General features: G+C 41.9%; 31 protein-coding genes. 23 read left to right on the forward strand and 8 right to left on the reverse strand.

All coding sequences use genetic code 11. The features are described from left to right. Positions 1 to 50 precede the first annotated feature (50 nt). On the forward strand, positions 51 to 1,127 hold the full coding sequence (locus tag ACVW2L_RS20800; RefSeq protein ID WP_457129877.1) for a redoxin domain-containing protein: 1,077 nt from the start codon (positions 51 to 53) through the stop codon (positions 1,125 to 1,127). A gap of 9 nt (positions 1,128 to 1,136) precedes the next feature. Here the strand turns inward: ACVW2L_RS20800 and ACVW2L_RS20805 are convergent, their stop codons facing one another. From ACVW2L_RS20805 to ACVW2L_RS20820, 4 genes are all read right to left on the reverse strand, one after another. After that, a complete protein-coding gene (locus tag ACVW2L_RS20805; protein WP_457129878.1) occupies positions 1,137 to 1,853 on the reverse strand; it encodes a DUF92 domain-containing protein in 717 nt (238 codons plus the stop codon). Between the two features lie 224 nt (positions 1,854 to 2,077). After that, complete coding sequence (locus tag ACVW2L_RS20810) at positions 2,078 to 2,515, reverse strand: hypothetical protein (protein ID WP_457129879.1); 438 nt, start codon at positions 2,513 to 2,515, stop codon at positions 2,078 to 2,080. Continuing rightward, a complete protein-coding gene (locus ACVW2L_RS20815; RefSeq protein ID WP_457129880.1) occupies positions 2,512 to 3,276 on the reverse strand; it encodes a hypothetical protein in 765 nt (254 codons plus the stop codon). The genes ACVW2L_RS20810 and ACVW2L_RS20815 overlap by 4 nt, the downstream gene beginning before the upstream one ends. Before the next feature lie 64 nt (positions 3,277 to 3,340). Continuing rightward, positions 3,341 to 4,060 (reverse strand): DUF3667 domain-containing protein, encoded by a 720-nt coding sequence (locus ACVW2L_RS20820; RefSeq protein WP_457129881.1) that lies wholly within the window; start codon positions 4,058 to 4,060, stop codon positions 3,341 to 3,343. 86 nt (positions 4,061 to 4,146) lie between these two features. Between ACVW2L_RS20820 and ACVW2L_RS20825 the strand changes: the two genes are divergently transcribed. Continuing rightward, positions 4,147 to 5,406: a prephenate dehydrogenase/arogenate dehydrogenase family protein gene (locus ACVW2L_RS20825; protein WP_457129882.1), complete on the forward strand. Its 1,260-nt coding sequence runs from the start codon at positions 4,147 to 4,149 to the stop codon at positions 5,404 to 5,406. 41 nt (positions 5,407 to 5,447) lie between these two features. Further along, complete coding sequence (locus tag ACVW2L_RS20830; protein WP_457129883.1) at positions 5,448 to 6,614, forward strand: hypothetical protein; 1,167 nt, start codon at positions 5,448 to 5,450, stop codon at positions 6,612 to 6,614. On the opposite strand, the gene ACVW2L_RS20835 is transcribed toward ACVW2L_RS20830, so the two are convergent. The 4 genes from ACVW2L_RS20835 to ACVW2L_RS20850 are packed head-to-tail and all read right to left on the reverse strand — an operon-like array spanning position 6,611 to position 10,129. Further along, positions 6,611 to 7,003: an acyl-CoA thioesterase gene (locus ACVW2L_RS20835; RefSeq protein ID WP_457129884.1), complete on the reverse strand. Its 393-nt coding sequence runs from the start codon at positions 7,001 to 7,003 to the stop codon at positions 6,611 to 6,613. The two genes, ACVW2L_RS20830 and ACVW2L_RS20835, sit on opposite strands and share 4 nt — an antisense overlap. Before the next feature lie 48 nt (positions 7,004 to 7,051). After that, complete coding sequence (locus tag ACVW2L_RS20840; protein ID WP_457129885.1) at positions 7,052 to 7,900, reverse strand: aldo/keto reductase; 849 nt, start codon at positions 7,898 to 7,900, stop codon at positions 7,052 to 7,054. After that, positions 7,897 to 9,546: a GMC family oxidoreductase gene (locus tag ACVW2L_RS20845; RefSeq protein WP_457129886.1), complete on the reverse strand. Its 1,650-nt coding sequence runs from the start codon at positions 9,544 to 9,546 to the stop codon at positions 7,897 to 7,899. Before ACVW2L_RS20845 ends, ACVW2L_RS20840 begins: the two co-directional genes overlap by 4 nt. Position 9,547: 1 nt before the next feature. Next, complete coding sequence (locus tag ACVW2L_RS20850) at positions 9,548 to 10,129, reverse strand: putative colanic acid biosynthesis acetyltransferase (RefSeq protein WP_457129887.1); 582 nt, start codon at positions 10,127 to 10,129, stop codon at positions 9,548 to 9,550. 311 nt (positions 10,130 to 10,440) lie between these two features. Here ACVW2L_RS20850 and rplC point away from each other — a divergent pair, with 311 nt between their 5' ends. The 20 genes from rplC to rplO all read left to right on the forward strand — a co-directional run bounded on the left by rplC (position 10,441) and on the right by rplO (position 19,780). After that, on the forward strand, positions 10,441 to 11,058 hold the full coding sequence (gene rplC, locus ACVW2L_RS20855; protein ID WP_457130218.1) for a 50S ribosomal protein L3: 618 nt from the start codon (positions 10,441 to 10,443) through the stop codon (positions 11,056 to 11,058). A gap of 1 nt (position 11,059) precedes the next feature. Next, positions 11,060 to 11,689 (forward strand): 50S ribosomal protein L4, encoded by a 630-nt coding sequence (rplD, locus tag ACVW2L_RS20860; RefSeq protein ID WP_457129888.1) that lies wholly within the window; start codon positions 11,060 to 11,062, stop codon positions 11,687 to 11,689. A 1-nt stretch (position 11,690) separates the two neighbouring features. Then, positions 11,691 to 11,981: a 50S ribosomal protein L23 gene (rplW, locus tag ACVW2L_RS20865; protein ID WP_457129889.1), complete on the forward strand. Its 291-nt coding sequence runs from the start codon at positions 11,691 to 11,693 to the stop codon at positions 11,979 to 11,981. 8 nt (positions 11,982 to 11,989) lie between these two features. After that, on the forward strand, positions 11,990 to 12,817 hold the full coding sequence (rplB, locus tag ACVW2L_RS20870) for a 50S ribosomal protein L2 (protein ID WP_457129890.1): 828 nt from the start codon (positions 11,990 to 11,992) through the stop codon (positions 12,815 to 12,817). Positions 12,818 to 12,819: 2 nt separating this feature from the next. Beyond that, positions 12,820 to 13,086 carry a 30S ribosomal protein S19 gene (gene rpsS / locus ACVW2L_RS20875; protein WP_100342678.1) on the forward strand — a complete coding sequence of 89 codons (267 nt, stop codon included), beginning with the start codon at positions 12,820 to 12,822 and terminating at the stop codon, positions 13,084 to 13,086. A 6-nt stretch (positions 13,087 to 13,092) separates the two neighbouring features. Then, the gene (gene rplV / locus ACVW2L_RS20880; protein WP_294794552.1) at positions 13,093 to 13,521 is read left to right on the forward strand and encodes a 50S ribosomal protein L22; all 429 of its coding nucleotides are present in this window, start codon (positions 13,093 to 13,095) and stop codon (positions 13,519 to 13,521) included. A gap of 7 nt (positions 13,522 to 13,528) precedes the next feature. Further along, positions 13,529 to 14,434, forward strand: a complete 906-nt coding sequence (gene rpsC, locus ACVW2L_RS20885; protein ID WP_457129891.1) for a 30S ribosomal protein S3 — start codon at positions 13,529 to 13,531, stop codon at positions 14,432 to 14,434. A 154-nt stretch (positions 14,435 to 14,588) separates the two neighbouring features. Beyond that, complete coding sequence (gene rplP, locus ACVW2L_RS20890; RefSeq protein WP_457129892.1) at positions 14,589 to 15,011, forward strand: 50S ribosomal protein L16; 423 nt, start codon at positions 14,589 to 14,591, stop codon at positions 15,009 to 15,011. An 86-nt stretch (positions 15,012 to 15,097) separates the two neighbouring features. After that, a complete protein-coding gene (gene rpmC / locus ACVW2L_RS20895) occupies positions 15,098 to 15,307 on the forward strand; it encodes a 50S ribosomal protein L29 (RefSeq protein WP_294794548.1) in 210 nt (69 codons plus the stop codon). A 20-nt stretch (positions 15,308 to 15,327) separates the two neighbouring features. Beyond that, positions 15,328 to 15,582, forward strand: coding sequence for a 30S ribosomal protein S17 (rpsQ, locus tag ACVW2L_RS20900; RefSeq protein WP_129876199.1), 255 nt, complete (start codon positions 15,328 to 15,330; stop codon positions 15,580 to 15,582). 1 nt (position 15,583) lies between these two features. Continuing rightward, the gene (gene rplN, locus ACVW2L_RS20905) at positions 15,584 to 15,952 is read left to right on the forward strand and encodes a 50S ribosomal protein L14 (protein WP_066006038.1); all 369 of its coding nucleotides are present in this window, start codon (positions 15,584 to 15,586) and stop codon (positions 15,950 to 15,952) included. 1 nt (position 15,953) lies between these two features. Beyond that, positions 15,954 to 16,292 carry a 50S ribosomal protein L24 gene (gene rplX / locus ACVW2L_RS20910; RefSeq protein WP_457129893.1) on the forward strand — a complete coding sequence of 113 codons (339 nt, stop codon included), beginning with the start codon at positions 15,954 to 15,956 and terminating at the stop codon, positions 16,290 to 16,292. Then, positions 16,292 to 16,870, forward strand: coding sequence for a 50S ribosomal protein L5 (gene rplE / locus ACVW2L_RS20915; RefSeq protein ID WP_457129894.1), 579 nt, complete (start codon positions 16,292 to 16,294; stop codon positions 16,868 to 16,870). The genes rplX and rplE overlap by 1 nt, the downstream gene beginning before the upstream one ends. Then, a complete protein-coding gene (gene rpsN, locus ACVW2L_RS20920; RefSeq protein ID WP_294794544.1) occupies positions 16,863 to 17,132 on the forward strand; it encodes a 30S ribosomal protein S14 in 270 nt (89 codons plus the stop codon). Before rplE ends, rpsN begins: the two co-directional genes overlap by 8 nt. 139 nt (positions 17,133 to 17,271) lie before the next feature. Further along, positions 17,272 to 17,670 (forward strand): 30S ribosomal protein S8, encoded by a 399-nt coding sequence (gene rpsH / locus ACVW2L_RS20925; protein WP_100342668.1) that lies wholly within the window; start codon positions 17,272 to 17,274, stop codon positions 17,668 to 17,670. Positions 17,671 to 17,686: 16 nt separating this feature from the next. Further along, positions 17,687 to 18,244 carry a 50S ribosomal protein L6 gene (gene rplF / locus ACVW2L_RS20930; protein ID WP_457129895.1) on the forward strand — a complete coding sequence of 186 codons (558 nt, stop codon included), beginning with the start codon at positions 17,687 to 17,689 and terminating at the stop codon, positions 18,242 to 18,244. Positions 18,245 to 18,249: 5 nt separating this feature from the next. After that, positions 18,250 to 18,606, forward strand: coding sequence for a 50S ribosomal protein L18 (gene rplR, locus ACVW2L_RS20935; RefSeq protein ID WP_294794542.1), 357 nt, complete (start codon positions 18,250 to 18,252; stop codon positions 18,604 to 18,606). A gap of 18 nt (positions 18,607 to 18,624) precedes the next feature. Next, entirely contained in the window at positions 18,625 to 19,143 is a 519-nt protein-coding gene (rpsE, locus tag ACVW2L_RS20940; protein WP_377102082.1) for a 30S ribosomal protein S5, read from the forward strand. Between the two features lie 6 nt (positions 19,144 to 19,149). After that, on the forward strand, positions 19,150 to 19,329 hold the full coding sequence (gene rpmD / locus ACVW2L_RS20945; RefSeq protein WP_294794539.1) for a 50S ribosomal protein L30: 180 nt from the start codon (positions 19,150 to 19,152) through the stop codon (positions 19,327 to 19,329). Positions 19,330 to 19,333: 4 nt separating this feature from the next. Continuing rightward, positions 19,334 to 19,780: a 50S ribosomal protein L15 gene (gene rplO, locus ACVW2L_RS20950; protein WP_457129896.1), complete on the forward strand. Its 447-nt coding sequence runs from the start codon at positions 19,334 to 19,336 to the stop codon at positions 19,778 to 19,780. Position 19,781 lies beyond the last annotated feature (1 nt).

A 19,781-nucleotide genomic window follows, 5' to 3' on the forward strand; every position in this document is an offset into this window, starting at 1 on the left:
CTACATAGTCTGTAACACAATCTAAAACCTAAATATAAAATAAACACATCATGAAGAATTTAATTATCGCATGCCTATTGGCATGTACTGTACCCACTTTTGCCCAAAAAAAGCAATTTGAAATCGCAGGCAACGTCAATAATAGCTCAATTAGGACTATCTATTTAAGCTATCAATCAAAGAAGCAGGTAGACTCAACCGCTGTTGTTGACCATAAATTTCGCTTTACAGGTGACATTGAGGATGTTGAGTTGGTGGCTTTACAAGTTGGCAATATGCGTTACCCAACGGCTTTAGAATCAGGCGTATTAAATTTTTCATTTATAAATGATAGTATGGAAGATGTATTAGTAACCGGGCAGCAACCCGCAGTTGATTTTAAGGATTGTTTCCTGTTGATGTTATCGTTTCAAAAACAAATAATGGTGATACGAAGCAAGCATGCGGAGGCGGCCGCCAGGCGCGATACAGCGGCGATGATAGCTGCCGGAAAGGAGAATGATCAGGTTAACATAGACAGAGTAAGCGTAACCAAACGTTTTGCAGAAGCTCATTTAAGCTCATTAATAATCCCTTATATTATAAAAACAGACCTAAAGTCATTACCAATTATTGAGATAGAAGACCTTTATAAAAAGCTAAGCTTAGCTGTTCGCAACAGTAAAGGCGGTACCGAGTTGACAAAGTTTATAAATGCGAAAAGGGCTGTTAAGATTGGGCAGACTGCACCTGCTTTTTCTCAAAAAACTCACTTAGGAAAAGCATTTTCTCTTAACGATTTAAAAGGAAACTATATTCTGTTAAACTTTTGGGCGTCATGGTGTGCGCCCTGTCGGTTAGAAAGCCCTGCGTTGGTAAACATACATGAAAACTTAAAGCAAAAAAACTTTAAAATGATAAGCGTATCATTGGATGAATATAAAAACAGTTGGTTAAAAGCAATCAAAGAGGATCATTTGGCAGGGTATCATTTATCTGATTTAAAAGGATGGAAAAATGGCATAGCTGTTGAATACGGCGTAGGTGCCTTGCCAATTACTTACCTGCTCGACCCTCAATTAAAAATTATAGCCATCAACCCAGACCTTGCATCATTAGAAAACACGCTTAACGGCCTGTTCAAATAAATACCCGCCTTATAAATTACTTGCCATAAATATCCAGCAAATACCGCCGCCCGCGGCGGTATTTAAAAAATTTACCACATTATTACCTATCAAACGCTTACGCTCCAGCCATGCTCCTAAAACTGAATCAACCAGGTTGCCAGTAAATCCGGCCAGTATTATAATGATGAAACGTTCGTTCCAGCCGAAACCGATGCAGTGAATAGCAGCAATTGCAGACGCCCCTGCAATACCTATTAGTGTACCTTCAAGACTGATCACGCCATCCAGGCCGCGTGTGTCTTTTTTTAGGGTGATGATATTATAAAAGCGACGGCCATATACTGTTCCTAATTCTGACGATAAAGTATCAGCGGTAGCGGCAGCGATACTCCCGGCAATCATTAATTCGGTTAACGATAAATTGCCAGGTTGCAACCAGCCCCATAAGCCCAACAACGCGGCAACGCCGCCATTGGCCAAAACCTGCGCGGCATTGCGGCGGCCTTTGCTTTGCTCGGCAGCATTCATCATCACTTTCTTTTCGCGCTGCCATTTTGTGGCGGCTGATGCTATCACGAAGAAGAAGGTTAACATTACGAAACATGGCAGGCCGCCACCTTTAAAAATAACAAGGCCAATACAACCGCCGGTAAGGCTACCCCCAGGCGTAAGCTTACCTGTGGCATAGCTGCATATCCCACCAAGCAGAAGTATCACATAAACCACAATTTCTGCAATTTGCATAGCCCATTATCGCTCTTAATTTTGCCCTGTTTTTTTGGGACAAAAAATGCAAAATATATTATATTGATAATCAATTCTTTACCAGTTCTTTACAGCTAATTTTCCTGACGAATAAGTAGTCTCACTTTGTCCCAATTAAAAAATGCAAACCGCTTACTTACAGCTTTTTAGTAAGAAAACTGTCCCACTGTGTCCTACATTGTCTCACCCATCCGTGGGACACGCTATATCGCCCGCGTATCCAGAAAGTCTTGCCAAACGCCTTCCAGTTCATCAACCAGGTCGGGCTTAATAGATATGCCGGATGCCTGCGGTGTCCAGGTTTGTTTAGCCAGGTCGCCGGTTTTTAGTATATCAAGTGTAAGTATGGGTTCTTTATCCGGGTTAAGCAAGGTGTCAAACCGGATGTGAACACGGTAATAGTGGCGCCCGTTACGGTAAGCCACATAAGGCGCTGATGATATAAGCCCAGAAGCAAATATGCCTTTAGGCTCTACGCCCACGCGTACAACGTAGGCCCGGTCGCCGGGCTGTATAGCTTTATGGCTGGCAGCGCTCCAGTTGTCTTCCAAAACCTCACCTGAACGAAGTAAGGCTATATCGTCATCCAGGTCAGCCCACGCAAACTTCACCGGGTTCCAACCGAATAGGAACGCTCTCATCCACGCCCTGTCAATTCATCCACTTTGTTGCGCTCGGTTTGCAGTTCGCGGGCCAGCTTTTTCTCTTTCTCGTTGGCTTTGGCTTTGTAGGTTTTAAATTCCTCCTCCAACTCATTATAAAGCTTGGTACGGTAAGTTGCCTCAGACCGTGCGCTTCCGGAGCGGAAGATCACAAAAGCAGCCACGGCACCCAATATTAAAACCAAGCTCCACATCATGGTGCTGTAACCGTTTTTAGAAAACGATATGCCAATGAAATCAACCGACTCAGCATTAGAAAGCTCCGTCTGGCTTGTGCTAACATCACTTTTCAACTGGTTAACTGATTGGTTGCTTGCGGCAAGCTTCTGGTTAGCTGCTTTAAGCTGCTGTTCACTGTTATTAAGCGAGTCGCGGACATTTTTCCAAAATGCAGCTATAAAAGGCTGTTGGTAATTATAAACTTTTGTAAGCAGGTATTTGTATTGTCCATTAAGGGTTTTATCAGTTACTACCGGTGCAACAGGCTGTGGAGCTACCGGGGTGCTGTCCGCTTTTTGAGGCTGAGCTGTTTTTGCTTGTGTACCATATCCCCATTTGCCGTATGGTCTGCCTGTTTTTGGGTTGATAGGTATGCCGCTTGTCACCGGTTTTTGCGCAGTTGTGGCAACTTTAGCGAGGGGCTTTTTAGCAGCACTTTTTATTGTGTCTTGTGCCTGGCTTAATCCGATGTTGCTTAACACCACAAGCAAGACAATACTTAAATTCTTATAAATGTTCATAACCTTTTTCAGATTTGTATCAGCATTCTATAATTATACGCTATCACAAACATAAAGTTTGCAATTAACTATGCGGCATAAAAAAATGAATAAACGCTTCCATTGTCCCACGAGAAAGAGCGAAGCAAATAACAGACGACAATAAAGTAAGCAATGCTATGCTCACCCGCGACTTATCTGCAAACAAATTAATATTGGTTATAATATTATAAGCAAGTACAACCACCATCTCAATATACCCTGTTTCAAATGGTCCGAAGAGTAGTTTTAACGAGTTTACCACAGAAACAAACAGCAATAACATTGAAGTATTATAGAGAATAATAACCAGGTACTCGGCAAAGTTATAGCGCTTACTAAATATCACCCAACTAACCAACGCGTAAGCGGGCGCCAAACACATTTGACCTAAAGCAAAATAATGCTGATAGTAATGCCCTTCCTCCAGATCTGCATCGTTGTAAAGTTTGCCAACTGCAATATTTATCCAATAAAGCGCCAGCGCAGTAACAGTGCCACACACAAAAAACGTAGCAAAAGGTTTCTGATGTTTGCTGCGTTTACCTGCCAGGTAATCGCGCTGCATAAAGCCGGGGCGAAGTAGCAGTTGCTTTATTGTATAGAGAACACCCTTATCAAAATGAGTGAGTAAGTGCACAACCTCATGTAAAATATGCCCTACTGTAATGCGATGAATATGATACTCGTTGCCGCAGGTATTGCAGTAATTCCCTGTGCCGTTTTTACCACAGTTTAGGCAGTTGTTTTGGGCAATTTCTGTCATGGGGTAGTTTTTGCTAAAATATAAAAAAGATGCTAACGATGTGTATGGCTTTTAGCAAAACCATATATTAGGCCTTTATTTTTGTTATGCAGATAGGCATTATTGGTTTGGGTGATATGGGGCGTTTATACGCCAAAGCTTTTGCAAAAGCGGGGTATACGGTTTCGGGCTGCGATCTGCCTGCCAATCGTTTCAGGCTGGAGCAAGAACTTGCCGCACACCACATAGCCGTGCTAAACGGAGGTAAAGAGGTTGCAGAAGCCAGCGACCTGGTGATCTACTCCGTAGAAGCAGAAAAGCTTGACGCCGTGGTAGCAGAGTTTGCCGCTTATACCAAACCCGGCGCTATTGTAGCGGGCCAAACTTCCGTAAAAACGCCCGAGATAGCTGCATTTGAAAAGTATCTTCCTAAAGAAGCTCAGATCATTACGTTCCATGGCATGCATGGTCCCGCGTTTGATCCTAAAGGCCAAACGTTGATATTGATACCACACAGATCTAATGAGGCGGCGCGGCAACAAATGCTTGATCTGTTTAACGCTATAGGTTCGAAGATAGTGGAGTTAGCTGATTACCATGAGCACGACAAAATAGTGGCTGACACACAAGCCGTTACCCATGTTGGTTTTGAAAGTATGGGCACAGCATGGATGTCGGCCGGCTTTTTTCCGTGGGAAAACGCATCGTATATAGGTGGTATTGACAATGTTAAGATCTTAACCACGCTGCGCATTTTTAGCTACAAAGCTCACGTTTACGCGGGTTTGGCTATAATGAATCCTTATGCGCGGCAGCAAGTGAGGCAATACGCGGTTTCTGAATCAGAGTTATTTAAGCTGATGATACAGGAGGAAGAGCAGGCTTTCCGGGAACGGTTGTACCGCGCGCGCGATTTTGTTTTTCACGAAAGCCGTAAACCAATAATGTTGAGTGATAAGGTGATGAAGGAATTTTCACTATCGCAAAATCACGAAAAGCAAAAGCCTAACTCGCATTTAAGCATTTTAAGTATGGTTGATGCCTGGTATCACTTGGGTGTAAATCCTTATGATAACCTCATTGGCCAAACCCCGCCCTTTAGATTACGCCTGGGTATTGCCGAGTATTTATTCAAAAATGATGAATTGTTAGAGGAGTCTATCCAGGCAGCCCTGTATGATAAAACCATTCGCGGTGATGATTTGGAGTTCCATTCTGCCGTGCGTGAATGGTCTTCAATTATAGGCTACGGCGATATGGAAGGCTACAAAAAACATTTTAATCAGGTACAAACCTTTTTTAACGACAGGCTCGAAGAAGGCAAAAAGCAAAGCGCTGAGTTGATACGCAGGCTAATGATGGAGTAACAAAGCATCGCGAAGCGCATCTAAGTATTACTTAGCCCATCATGGAACAAATAGGAACCAAATTCCGACTGATCTTCATCCCATACGTACTTATTTGTATTGCAACTATAGGCATTTATACTTTTTTGCATTCGGTTTTGTTTATCAGAACCCCTGTTTTTTGGGTTTATCAAGAAACGCTAAATTTCATTGTGCCAATGGTGCTTCCGGGTATACCGGTTTTGGTATGGTTGCGCCCCAGGATAAAACTTTTAGAGTTTAAGAAGAATGCTGCTGGCAAGAACCCTATTGGTGGCTTCATAATACTTGCCTGGATCGGAATGGTAGTGACGAATGTTATAGCGCAGGAGTACCTTGTAACGGCAACTGGTAAACTTACCAGGCTAACCAACATTAGTCAACTTAATAAGCTACCACCAACAAAGTATTACACAGTAAAAAATTTTTATGCCGATAAAAAGTTGGCACGCTTTAGATCGGAAACTGCGGTTACAGGCAAACACAATTCTAAGTACGAGATAAATATTTATATAGCGGTACCGCTATATGATAAAAACCATTTTATAAAATTCTACAGCTATTTAATTTCTGATCCGGCATCAGGGTTAACAAGCAATAATGCCGCACTGATTATAAACGGTAAACAAGCAGAGAAGGAGGCACTTCGGCGTATCAATCCTAAATCTATCATAAAAACTACTTTTATAAAAGACAGAGCCGCAATTTTTAAATATGGCGATCCAACAAAGCCGGGGATCATTGTTTTAGAAACTCATCCGTACAAAGGAGCAGATACTTTGCTGGTGACCGATGAAGATAACCGGTCCTATAAACCCGGTGCTTGGTTAGCATTAAGCTACCAACAAACAATCAGCAAGAAACTGTCACTCCAGGAAAAAGAGGGCTATTTAAAAGTGTTTTACAAGAATTGTGAAAATAACCTTGAGTTGATGCATTTAAGCAACTTTGTCTACCTGGATAAAATAGCGCATGGTAGAGTGAGAGAAAATTTTGCAGAAACAATAGGTGATAAACCCGACAATGTTTTCCCTGTTGTGTTTAAGCCGGTATATGAACCATTTGAGCAAAGAAACGGAGAGACGCTAATTTGGGTAGTTGTATCATTTGCTATTAGCTGCTTTGTATTTTTTCTAATGTTATTGTCTAAGCCTTTAAAAAATAACATCCCCGGCATAGGCTATTTTTAATCTTCTCTCAACCGCTCATCGGTATAAACTATCTCAGTACGGCCATGCGGAATGGGTTTACCTTCAGCATCAACAGCTACAAAAACAATCTTATCAATAGTGAGGATAGTTTTTTGCGAGATCTTGTTACGCACCTCGCAGGTAAGCGTTAAGGATGTACGCCCAAAACGGATGGCTTTTATCCCTAACTCAACAATATCGCCCTGCTTTGCAGAGTTTACAAAATTTATTTCCGAGATAAACTTTGTTACAACCGCGTTTGTGCCCAGTTGTATAGTTGTATAAATGGCTGCTTCCTCGTCTATCCAGGCCATTAAGCGGCCCCCAAAAAGTGTGTTATGCGCATTAAGATCCTCGGGTTTTACCCATTTACGTGTATAAAAATTCATCCCTGTAAAAGTAAAATAATCTAAAAAAGATTAAGCACGGTTATCTAATTAGTAATCCGCTGCTTTGGCATTTGCAGCGATGTGATCTGGGTTAAACATAGAGCATATAACGACACTATTAGGAAAGTCCTTGTACAAAAGTTTAAGCTTATCAGCAGGTTTTACGTCACCTGAGCCGCCACGCATTGGCGAAAAGATGACATTTGAACTCAATCCGCGATCTGCCACAGCCTTATCATAACCCGGCGCACCCGGCGAGTTATCAAATTGCAATAAGTTGAATTTATGTAGATAAGCGGCATGCGATGGCATTTGCGCCCTTGTGCATGCCAGGCCCAAGGCTCTAATCTTTCCCTGTTGCTTCAGCATGTCGGCCATGTTGATCAATTCGTCAATATTTAGCAAGGTTTCTTCGGGTTCATGAATGAAAAAACAATCCAGGTAGTCGGTTTTAAGCGCTTTTAAACTTTGTTCAAGGCTTTTTTTCATTACATCTCCACGTAAAGGTACCCGCTCCATAAAACTATTGGCAATAGATATGCCGCTGGCTTGGATATTTACATTATTTGCAACAGGTTTATTTTTTTTGATCTTGCCCATAGCGTACCGCACCAAGGGTTTAACAGGCGCTATTAAACTCGCCTTCCAGTTAGCCATAATACCAAATTTGCTGGCCAGCACTAAATTATGTCTGTTACCTTTAATTAGCTTGCCTACAAACTTCTCTGCCTCGCCATATCCGTATGAACGAGCCAAGTCAAGGTGATTAACGCCTAAATCAAACGCGCAATGGAGCGCCCGCTTGCCCGTAGTAGCATCAACCGAGCCCATAATAGGTGCGCATCCAAATCCTAATACTGATGAATGGACACCTTTTGCTAATTCAACCTTTCTCATCCTAATTTGCTTAAATGATTGGCAAGCCTTACTGCAAATGCTCCTAAAAAGAAGGTTGGATTGGCTTGCCCGGATGTTGGAAAAACAGAACTGCTGCAAACGTAAACGTTACTTGTGCCCCACAGTTTAGTATCACGGTCAACAACGCCTTTATCCGGAAAGTCTGCTATTCGGGTTGTGCCTAACTGATGAACGCCATCCTGTGATATTTGCCTGATCATTGTCTCCCTTTCTTCTTTTGGATACCAATATTCTAATTCGCCGCAATTGCATTTTCTTAACCATTTATCCAACTCATCATGTAGTGCGATAACAGATGTAACATCAATCTCAGTTAGCTCATAATGGACAATGAGCTGCTCTCCGTCCTCAGAAAGTTCCAGGCGGTTGGTTTCTATCGGGATTTGTTCTGCATGAAAATGCAAAGCATAACGATTTTCGGGATTGTATAAAAAAATGCCTGGCAGTTTGCGCTTCAAACAGTAACGTCTGTAAAATATTGAGGCCGGTGTTAGTATTGAACCCGGCAGTCCTTTTAAAATATTCAACAGGTGTTTTCCCACCCCGAAAACCTTGCCATTTGTTACCGAATGCGCAATGGCGGGCGGAGCCAGTTTCTTGCCAAGCACTGGGGTTATCATGGCCATGTACATAAAAGACATAGGCCCACTACCGTGCTTGGGGTTATAATACAAGGGATTATCAAGCCATAGCGCTGTGTTCAACAAATTGTTTTTTATTAAATAATCAGAACTGAACTGAAATCGCCGGCGCACGTATGAACCATCAGCGTCTCTATGAAACCCGTAATCGGTTTTTTCAGGATCGCCGTAAAATTTGATAGAGGCCATTTTTCCTGAAACGTGATTTTGATAATACTTGCCCAAGGCGTTGGGTACTCCGCTTAAAAGCTTAAAAAGCTGCAGGTTACGCAGTAAAATGCGTGTGGTTTCCATTGCGCCTGCTGCCAATACAAATACATTGGCAGCTATGGTATCAGTTTTTCCGGATCTAACATCTCTTATGAGTAATGTAGATACATGTCCGTCTTCATTGGGCTCAGCGAATGTATAAGCTTCTTTACCCTCAATGTAAGTAAGGTTAGTTATCGCTTTGATATCGTCGGCATAGCGAGCGCCGAAACGGGTAGGCATACTCCATCTTTCAATAACACTATCTGTTATATCGCCTTCAACAAACCCTTCGGCAATTCTTTTTTTTACGCCAACATCTACTGCGCTAATATCAAACTCCGCATTACCACATTCAAAATAGTCGGCGCTTTTACCTATGTATTTGCTTACTTCCTCAAACAGGGCCTTATCCCATGTGCAGTTTTCGCCAATTGCTTCGCGTTTAGCAAAGTCAACCTCGTCGTACATTACACAACGGCCACCCCAGGTTGCCGAGGTGCCGCCAAGCCCTTTATTGGTACATTCATATGGATGATGGTGATTAACGGGATTGGTGATAACAATTGAATCGTCCAGGTGGTTTTTAGGCCCCTGATTGTTAAACCCATACTCGAGCAATAAAACCTGTTTTTCGGGATTTGACCTACAATATTCAAGGGCGGTGATTATTCCGGCCGGGCCGCTTCCAATTATACACAGATCATATTTAAGTAATGAAGCATCTTCGGTCATTTTATTCCTGCATGTTAACTGATGTTACATTATTACGTTTTTTAACCGCAACAGCCGGATTACCCGCATAAACTGTCCAGGCATTCATGTCCTTACCGGTTACAGATGCCGCGCCTAAAACGCTTCCCTCGTGGCAAAGCACTCCGGGCAATACCACAGCCCGGGCACATATCCAAACATATTGTTCTGTCACTATCGGCTTTTTTATATACGTAAAGTCAATTGATTGATAGTTATGCGTGGCGCCACATAAAAAGGCACCTTGAGAGAGTATAGTATGATGGCCCAGTTTAACTCCGCCCGGATTGTAAATTTCAACACCGCCGCCTATAGTTACAACGTCTTCGGTTTCTAACAGCCATGGTGCCCAAATAATGCAATTGGGATAGATATAATTACCGGCACCTATCCGGGCGCCAAATATGCGCAATATAAAGCTGCGCCACCTGTGCATAGGTGCGGGGGTAAATCGGCACAGTAAAAACCAGCTAACCATCCAAACAAGGCGTCTCATTTTGTCTGATACCGGGAAGGATGGTCTCTTATAAGCGTCTTCAGCGTTAGGATCGTGAGAAAAAATCATCAGTGCTATAAAGGTAAAAATAATTGGGATAAAGTGTAGCGTAGCAGCAACAGGTGCTACGCTGCTGCAAACTTGCTACAATTAAAGGCCGGGGGGTACTACTGTTACTACTGTTTAAAAACCAAAACACCATGTTAAACCGTTTTTTTGTTGTTAAATGAACGTGCAAAACGCTATTAAATATTTATAAAAAAATAACTCACTAAGTATTTGACATTTAATGTAAAATACCTATCTTTGCCGTCCCTTAACGGGGATAACATGCCTTGAACGAAGCCCTACTGCTTCGATGGGCAACAAAAAATATTAAAATGTCAGGAATAATTGGTAAAAAAGTAGGTATGACCAGCATATTCGATGGCACAGGGAAAAACATCCCTTGTACCGTTATCGAAGCTGGCCCTTGCGTGGTAACACAAATCAAGTCTGTTGATACAGACGGGTATTCTGCCGTACAGTTAGCCTACGGTGAGAAAAAAGAGAAAAACACTACAGGTCCTTTAAAAGGACACTTCCAAAAAGCCGGAACAACCCCAAAACGTAAATTAGTTGAATTTAAGTCTTTTGAGGACGGAAAATCATTAGGTGACACTGTTACCGTTGAGATTTTCGCCGAAGGAGATTTTGTTGATGTGGTTGGTACCTCCAAAGGTAAAGGTTTTCAGGGTGTGGTAAAACGTCATGGTTTTGGCGGTGTAGGTATGCAAACTCACGGTCAGCACAACAGGTTACGTGCTCCGGGTTCATTGGGTGCTTCATCATGGCCATCTCGCGTATTCAAGGGAATGCGTATGGCGGGTCAAATGGGTAATGAGCGTGTAAAGATGCAAAACTTAGAAGTTTTGAAAGTTTACGCTGATCAAAATCTTATCGTAGTTAAAGGTTCTATCCCTGGGGCTAAAGGTTCAATAGTAATAGTGGATAAATAAGATGGAAGTTAAAGTATTAAATGTATCAGGTCAAGAAACAGGTGCCAAGGTGCAGCTTCCTGAAGCTATTTTCGGTATAGAACCTAATGATCATGCAATCTATCTGGACGTTAAGCAATTTTTAGCTAACCAACGTCAAGGTACTCACAAAGCTAAACAGCGTAATGAGATAGCAGGTTCAACCCGTAAATTATATAAACAAAAAGGTACAGGCGGTGCACGTGCCGGTAGCGTAAAATCTCCATTGTTTAATGGTGGTGGCCGTGTATTCGGTCCGCAGCCGCGCGATTACAGCTTTAAGTTGAATAAAAAACTTAAAACGCTGGCTCGTTACTCTGCCTTATCATACAAAGCAAAAGATAGCAACATTATAGTTTTAGAAGATTTTAATTTTGACGCTGTTAAAACTAAAAGCTACATCAAACTGGTTGCAGATCTGCAGGCTACTGATGTTAGAACATTATTGGTATTGCCTGCTGCAAATAACAATGTGTATTTATCAAGCAGAAACTTGAAAAAAGCAAAAGTAATTACTGCCGACCAGTTAAACACTTATGATGTGTTAAACGCAGGCAAGCTTTTGTTAACCACAGGTGCTGTTAAACTTTTGGAGGAAGCATTAGCTAAGTAATATGGAAATTTTAAGAAAACCCTTACTTACTGAAAAAGTTACTCAGTTAACTGATAAGCTTAACCGTTACGCTTTCCTGGTACATCCAAAAGCTAACAAGATTCAGATCAAATCAGCTATAGAAGCCATGTATGGCGTTAACATTACAGCTGTAAATACCATGAGGTACGTTGGAAAACTAAAAACACGCAACACTAAAGCCGGCCCGGTATCTGGTCGTGCTGCCACAGTGAAAAAAGCTGTTGTTACGGTTAAAGACGGTGAAACAATAGATTTTTATAGCAATATATAAATAAGGAGATGGCAGTAAAAAGATTTAAACCGGTTACGCCGGGTACCCGCTTCAGAGTAGGTGCCGATAACTCTGACATTACTACAAATGTACCAGAAAAGTCATTAGTAGTATCAGTAAACACCAGGTCTGGTGGTCGTAACCACAGTGGTAAAATGACCATGCGCTACCTTGGTGGTGGCCACAAGCAATTATACAGATTGATTGATTTTAAACGTAATAAGTTTGACATCCCCGCAACTGTTGCTACAATTGAATATGATCCAAACCGTTCAGCACGTATAGCTTTGCTACACTTTGTTGATGGCGAGAAAAGATACATGATAGCTCCGGAAGGTTTAACAGTTGGACAAACTGTTGTATCTGGCGAGAACGTTGCACCTGAAGTTGGTAACACTTTACCTTTAAAAAGCATCCCTTTGGGTTCAATCATTCACAATATTGAATTGAATCCGGGTCAGGGTGGTACAATAGCACGTTCAGCCGGTACTTACGCGCAGCTTGCTGCACGTGATGGCAAATACGCAGTTATCAAATTGCCTTCAGGCGAGACACGTATGATCTTAGCTACTTGTTTGGCTACTATCGGTACAGTTTCAAATGGCGAGAGACAAAATGAGGTATTAGGTAAAGCTGGTCGTAAACGCTGGTTAGGTCGTCGCCCAAGAGTTCGTGGTGTAGCCATGAACCCGGTAGATCACCCTATGGGTGGTGGTGAGGGTAGAGCCTCAGGTGGTCATCCACGCTCGCGCAAAGGTTTATTAGCTAAAGGCTACAAAACCCGCGACAAGAAAAAAGGGTCTGATCGTTATATCATTGAAAGAAGGAAGAAATAATAATGGCACGTTCAATTAAAAAAGGACCGTATATTGATCATAACCTGGACAGAAAAGTTCTGACCTTGAATGAATCAAATAAAAAATCAGTAGTAAAGACATGGTCTCGTCGTTCCATGATTTCTCCGGATTTCGTTGGTCATACATTCGCAGTACACAACGGTAATAAATTTATCCCTGTGTACGTAACAGAAAACATGGTTGGTCACAAGTTGGGAGAATTTGCACCAACCCGTACATTCCGCGGTCACGCAGAAAAGAAAAAATAACAGGCAATGGAAGCAACAACAAAAATTAAAAAGTCTGTATTAATCAGGCAACAAAAAGAAGCTGCTAAAGCCGAAGTAGGTGGCGCTTCTGTTGCAAAACTACAGAACTGTCCAACTTCACCGCGCAAAATGCGTTTGGTGGTTGACCTGATACGAGGTGTTAACGTTGAGAAAGCGTTATATATATTAAAATTTACTAACAAAGAAGCTGCTATTCGTGTAGAGAAACTTTTGTTATCAGCCATTAAAAACTGGGAAGCAAAAAACGAAGGTAAACGTGTTGAAGACAGCGGTTTGTTTGTAAAAGAGGTTTCAGTAGGTGGTGGCCGTATGGCTAAGAGATTACGCCCTGCACCACAAGGCCGCGGATACCGTATACGCAAGCGTTCAAACCACGTAACGCTTATTGTTGATAGTAAAAATGAAAACAACTAATTAGGAAATGGGACAAAAAGCACATCCAATAGGTAACAGATTAGGAATCATCAGAGGTTGGGATTCTAACTGGTTCGGTGGCAACAACTACTCCGATAAATTAGTTGAGGACGAAAAGATCCGCAAATACTTATCAGCCCGTATCAACAAAGGCGGTGTAGCCAAAGTTGTTATTGAGCGCACATTAAAACGCATTACTGTAACTATACACACTGCTCGTCCGGGTATTGTTATAGGTAAAGGTGGTGCCGAAGTTGACAAGATAAAAGAAGAGTTGAAAAAACTTACTAAAAAGGAAGTTCAGATCAACATTTTCGAGATAAAACGCCCTGAGCTGGATGCACAATTAGTTGCAGAAGGCGTGGCCAAACAGCTGGAAGCGCGTATCTCTTTCCGTAGAGCAATGAAAACTACTATCGCTTCAACCATGAGAATGGGTGCAGAGGGTATCAAGATCATGACATCAGGCCGTTTAGGCGGTGCGGAAATGGCGCGTAGTGAACAATATAAAGAAGGAAGGATTCCGTTACATACCTTCCGCGCTGATATTGATTACGCATTAGCCGAAGCTTTAACTACTTATGGAAAAATAGGTGTTAAAGTATGGATTTGCAAAGGTGAGGTTTACGGCAAACGCGACTTGTCTCCAAATATTGGTGGCACAAGCAGCGCAAGCGGTAAAGGTGGACGCCCTGAAGGCGCAGCAGGTTTCAGCAATGAGCGCGGCGGCGACAGAGGTGACAGAAGAGGCGGTGGTGACCGCAGAGGTGGTGCAGGTGGTGGCGATCGTGGCAGAAGCGGCGGTGGTGCTCCGGGCAGTAACCCAAACAACCGCGGCGGTGGTAATAACCGTCCGGGTGGCCCAAATCGTGGTGGTGGCGGTAGTCGTCCCGGCGGTCCAGGCAAGAGATAATTAATTTGGGCGTTAGATATGAGACGTGAGATTTGAGAATCTTGGTCTTGTTTTAAAAGTCTGATTTTATAAAAGAAAGTTGAATTAAGGTAAAGGTTTTTGCAAAGAGGTAGTTCTCAAATCTTAAATCTCATATCTCAAATCTAAAAGAGAAATGCTACAGCCAAAAAGAACGAAGTTCAGAAAGATGCAAAAAGGCAGGATGAAAGGTTTAGCCACCCGTGGCACTGAACTTTCATTCGGATCTTTCGGTGTGAAATCACTGGAAGCAGCCTGGATAACCAGCCGCCAGATAGAATCTGCACGTATTGCTGTAACACGTTTCATGAAACGTGAAGGCCAGGTTTGGATCAGGATTTTCCCTGATAAGCCTGTAACCAAAAAACCTGCAGAGGTACGTATGGGTAAAGGTAAAGGTGCGCCGGAATATTGGGTAGCGGTAGTGCGCCCCGGTAGGATCATTTTTGAAGCAGAAGGCGTACCTCTGGAAGTTGCTAAAGAGGCTTTACGCCTTGCAGCCCAGAAGTTGCCGGTACAGACAAGATTCGTAGTTAGAAAAGACTACGTAGAAGCATAAACAAATAGTTAGCAGTTTTGAGTTTGCAGTTATCAGTTTGGATAAAGGAAGCTTAGAACTAACAACTCAAAAAACTAACAAAAGAAATGAAGAACTCAGAAATTTTAGAGCTCGCAACTGAAGAGTTGGTTGCAAAATTAGGCGAGGAGAGGGCAAACCTTACTAAGCTTAAATTTGCACACGCGGTTTCGGCCATAGAAAATCCAAGCCGTATTACAAAAGTACGCAAGGAGATCGCTCGCTTAAATACTGAATTAACCAAGCGTAAAGCGGCGAAAGCTTCTGAACAAAATTAATTTTTTACGCGTCGAGAAAAATGGAAAGAAATTTAAGAAAAACACGTACCGGCCTGGTAGTTAGCAATAAAATGGAGAAATCTATTGTTGTAGCTGTTGAGCGGAAGGTGAAGCACCCGATCTATGGTAAGTTCGTAAAGAAAACTACCAAGTTTATGGCACATGACGAAGCTAACACTTGTGGTGTTGGTGATACCGTATTGATTATGGAAACTCGTCCGCTGAGCAAGAATAAAAATTGGAGATTAGTTCAAATTTTAGAAAGAGCTAAATAAGATGGTACAACAGGAATCAAGATTAAATGTAGCTGACAACAGCGGAGCTAAAGAAGTTTTAGTGATCCGTGTGTTAGGCGGTACCGGTAAAAGATATGCCTCAATAGGTGACAAGATTGTAGTAACTGTAAAAAGCGCACTGCCATCTGGTAACATTAAAAAAGGTACTGTATCAAAAGCCGTAGTGGTTAGAACCAAAAAAGAGATTCGCAGAAAAGACGGTTCATATATCCGTTTTGACGATAACGCGGCTGTTTTATTGAACAACCAGGATGAGCCGAGAGGCACACGTATCTTCGGCCCTGTTGCAAGAGAATTGCGTGAGAAACAATTTATGAAAATCGTTTCATTAGCACCGGAGGTATTGTAACATGGAAAAGAAAAACAGAGCAATTAAACTGAAGATCCGTAAGGGTGATTTAGTTAAAGTAATAGCCGGTGATTCAAAAGGATCACAAGGTAAAATCGTGGAAATAATAGTTGATAAAAATCGTGCTATTGTTGAAGGTGCTAACATGGTATCTAAACACACTAAACCAAATGCAGCTAACCCTAATGGCGGTATTGTAAAGCAGGAAGCTGCTATACATATTTCTAACCTGGCACTGGTTGATCCTAAAACAGGAGCAACAACCCGTGTTGGCCGTAAGAAAAACGATGCCGGTAAATTAGTTAGAGTAGCAAAAAAATCAGGGGAGGAAATTAAGTAATGGCCGAGTCAGCTTACACACCAAGATTAAAATCAAAATACAAGGAAGAGATACGCACTAACCTGAAAGATAAATTTCAGTACAAAAGCGTAATGCAGGTTCCTAAATTGGAGAAAATTGCCATCAACCAGGGTGTTGGCGGTGCTACTACCGATAAGAAGTTGATTGAGAACACAATTACCGAGTTAACCACAATTACCGGTCAGTTGGCAGTATCATCAAAATCTAAAAAGGATATCTCTAACTTCAAATTGCGTAAAAACATGCCGGTAGGTGTACGCGTTACTTTGCGCGACAATACCATGTATGAGTTCCTTGATCGTTTGATCTCTGTAGCTCTGCCACGTATCCGCGATTTTAAAGGTATTAATGATAAAGGTTTTGACGGAAGAGGTAATTATACTTTAGGTATTACCGAGCAAATTATCTTCCCGGAGATCAACATTGATAAAATTAACAAAATACAAGGTATGGATATTACCTTTGTAACCTCGGCAACTAATGATGTTGAAGCATTAGAGTTACTGAAACAATTTGGTTTACCATTCAAAAATCAAACTCCAATTAACAATGGCTAAAGAAGGCGTAAAAGCACGCGAAGTAAAACGTGCCAAATTAGTAGCTAAATATGCTGAGAAAAGAGCAGCGTTAAAAGAAGCTGGTGACTGGGTTGCATTAGATGCATTGCCTAAAGCATCATCTGCTGTAAAACTGCACAACCGTTGCAAATTAACGGGCCGCCCACGTGGTTATATGCGCCAATTCGGCATTTCGCGTGTTACTTTCCGCGAGATGGCTTTAGAAGGCAAAATACCGGGGGTTAAAAAAGCTTCTTGGTAATAAGCTAAGTCAAAATTCAAAATTAAAAAGTCAAAACGGGCTTTTTGAGTTTTGAATTTTAACTTTTGAATTTAAGAATTAACCGATGAAAGGTCGCCCGGAAGGCCGGGAAGGAAACCATCGTCACAAACAATAAATAATGAATACAGATCCAATCGCAGATTATCTTACACGAGTAAGGAATGCTATTAAAGCCAACCACAGGGTTGTTGAAATTCCTGCATCGAACCTTAAAAAAGAGATCACTAAAGTTCTTTTTGATAAAGGTTACATTGCAAACTATAAGTTTGAGGATAATGGTCCGCAAGGCACAATTAAAGTGGCTTTAAAGTACCATCCAATAACTAAAATTCCAGCTATCCGTTCAATTGAGCGCATAAGCCGCCCGGGTTTACGCAGATACGCAGGTATGGACACCATGCCGCGTGTGTTAAATGGTTTAGGTATCGCCATCCTGTCAACTTCAAAAGGTGTAATGACCGATAAAGAAGCTAAACAGTTAAATGTTGGTGGTGAGGTTTTATGCTACGTATATTAATAGGAGGAATTAAGCAATGTCAAGAGTAGGAAAATCACCAATTGCAATACCTGCAGGCGTTACAATCACAGTATCTGATGATAATGTGGTAACTGTAAAAGGCCCCAACGGTGAGTTGCAACAAGCGGTTGACACCGATATTAAAATTGTACAGGAAGGTACCGAACTATTAGTTCAGCGCCCAACTGAACAAAAACGCCACAAAGCATTGCACGGTTTATACCGTTCATTGTTAAACAACATGGTTGTTGGCGTAACTACAGGTTACAAAATTGTTCAGGAGTTGGTAGGTGTGGGTTACCGCGCAACTAATACCGGCAACACGTTAGACCTTGTATTAGGATACTCTCACCACTATGTGTTTGAGTTACCAAAAGAAATTAAAGTTTCAACCACTGCTGATAAGGGTAAAAACCCAACCATCATTCTGGAATCAAACGATAAGCAACTGATAGGCCAGGTAGCGGCAAAAATACGCTCGTTACGTACTCCTGAACCATACAAAGGTAAAGGTATCAAGTTTGCAGGCGAAGTATTAAGAAGAAAAGCAGGTAAATCAGCATCTAAAAAATAATCGTCATGGCAGCTAAAGCGAAATTATCAAGAAGAGACAGAATTAAAATGGGTATCAGGAAGCGCCTGTCAGGTTCTTCAGCCCGTCCGCGTTTGTCAGTGTACAGAAGCAATAAAGGTATTTATGCGCAGATCATTGACGATGTTAACGGTAAAACACTTGTATCGGCATCATCTTTATCAAAAGAGTTTACTGCTGATGGTACCAAGTCAGACCAATCAGTAGCAGTAGGCAAGCTGGTAGCTCAAAAAGCTATTGCAGCCGGTATTGTTGATGTGGTTTTTGACAGAAACGGTTACCTTTATCATGGTCGTGTTAAATCACTGGCCGAAGGTGCACGCGAAGGTGGTTTAAACTTTTAATCAGTAGGAAGAAAAGAAATGTCAACAATTAACATAAAAAGAGTAAAAACCAGCGAGATCGAATTAAAAGATCGTTTGGTTAGCATACAGCGTGTAGCCAAGGTAACCAAAGGTGGCCGTACTTTCAGCTTCTCTGCTATCGTAGTGGTAGGTGATGAGCAAGGTGTAGTAGGTTACGGTTTAGGTAAAGCTAAAGAGGTTACAGAAGCTATTGCAAAAGGTATAGATGATGCTAAAAAGAACCTGGTAAAAGTTCCGATCATCAATGGTACTGTACCTCATGAGCAAATAGGTAAATTCTCTGGCGGTTTTGTATTTATAAAACCAGCTGCTAACGGTACCGGCGTAATTGCAGGTGGTGCTATGCGTGCAGTATTAGAGAGTGCCGGTGTACATAACGTATTGGCAAAATCAAAAGGCTCATCAAACCCGCACAACGTGGTTAAAGCAACCGTATCAGCATTATCGCAATTGCGCGATGCTAACACAGTAGCTCAGCAACGCGGTATAAGTTTAGGAAAAGTATTTAACGGATAATCAGACATGGCAAAGATCAAGATAACTCAGATCAAAAGCGTGATCGATAGAAGTGAGCGCCAAAAAAGAACAGTGGAGGCACTGGGCTTGAAGAAAATAAACCACAGCGTGGAAGTTGAAGCTACTGCGGCTATTATTGGTATGGTTAGAAAAGTTAACCACCTTGTAGCGGTAGAAAACATTTAATATCATGAACTTAAATAATTTAAAACCTGCAGAAGGTTCTACTAAAAATAGAAAAAGAATTGGTCGTGGTACAGGTTCTGGCCGTGGTGGTACATCAACACGTGGTCATAAAGGTGCCGGTTCACGCTCAGGTACAAGCCGTAAAATAGGCTTTGAAGGTGGCCAGATGCCGTTACAACGCCGTGTGCCTAAGGTTGGCTTTAAAAACCCTAACCGCGTAGAGTATGTTGGTGTTAACCTTGATGTTTTACAAGGTTTAATTGAAAAATATTCAATCGCGACAATTGATCTTGCAACTTTGAAAGATCATGGTTTGGCATCAAAGAACGACAAGGTTAAGATATTAGGCCGTGGCGAACTTACTGGCAAAGTAGAAGTTACCGCACATGCATTTACCGCTACCGCGCAAAAAGCAATTGAGGCTGCTGGTGGCACCATAGTTAAGCTATAAA

Source organism: Mucilaginibacter sp. HD30 (assembly GCF_054061755.1).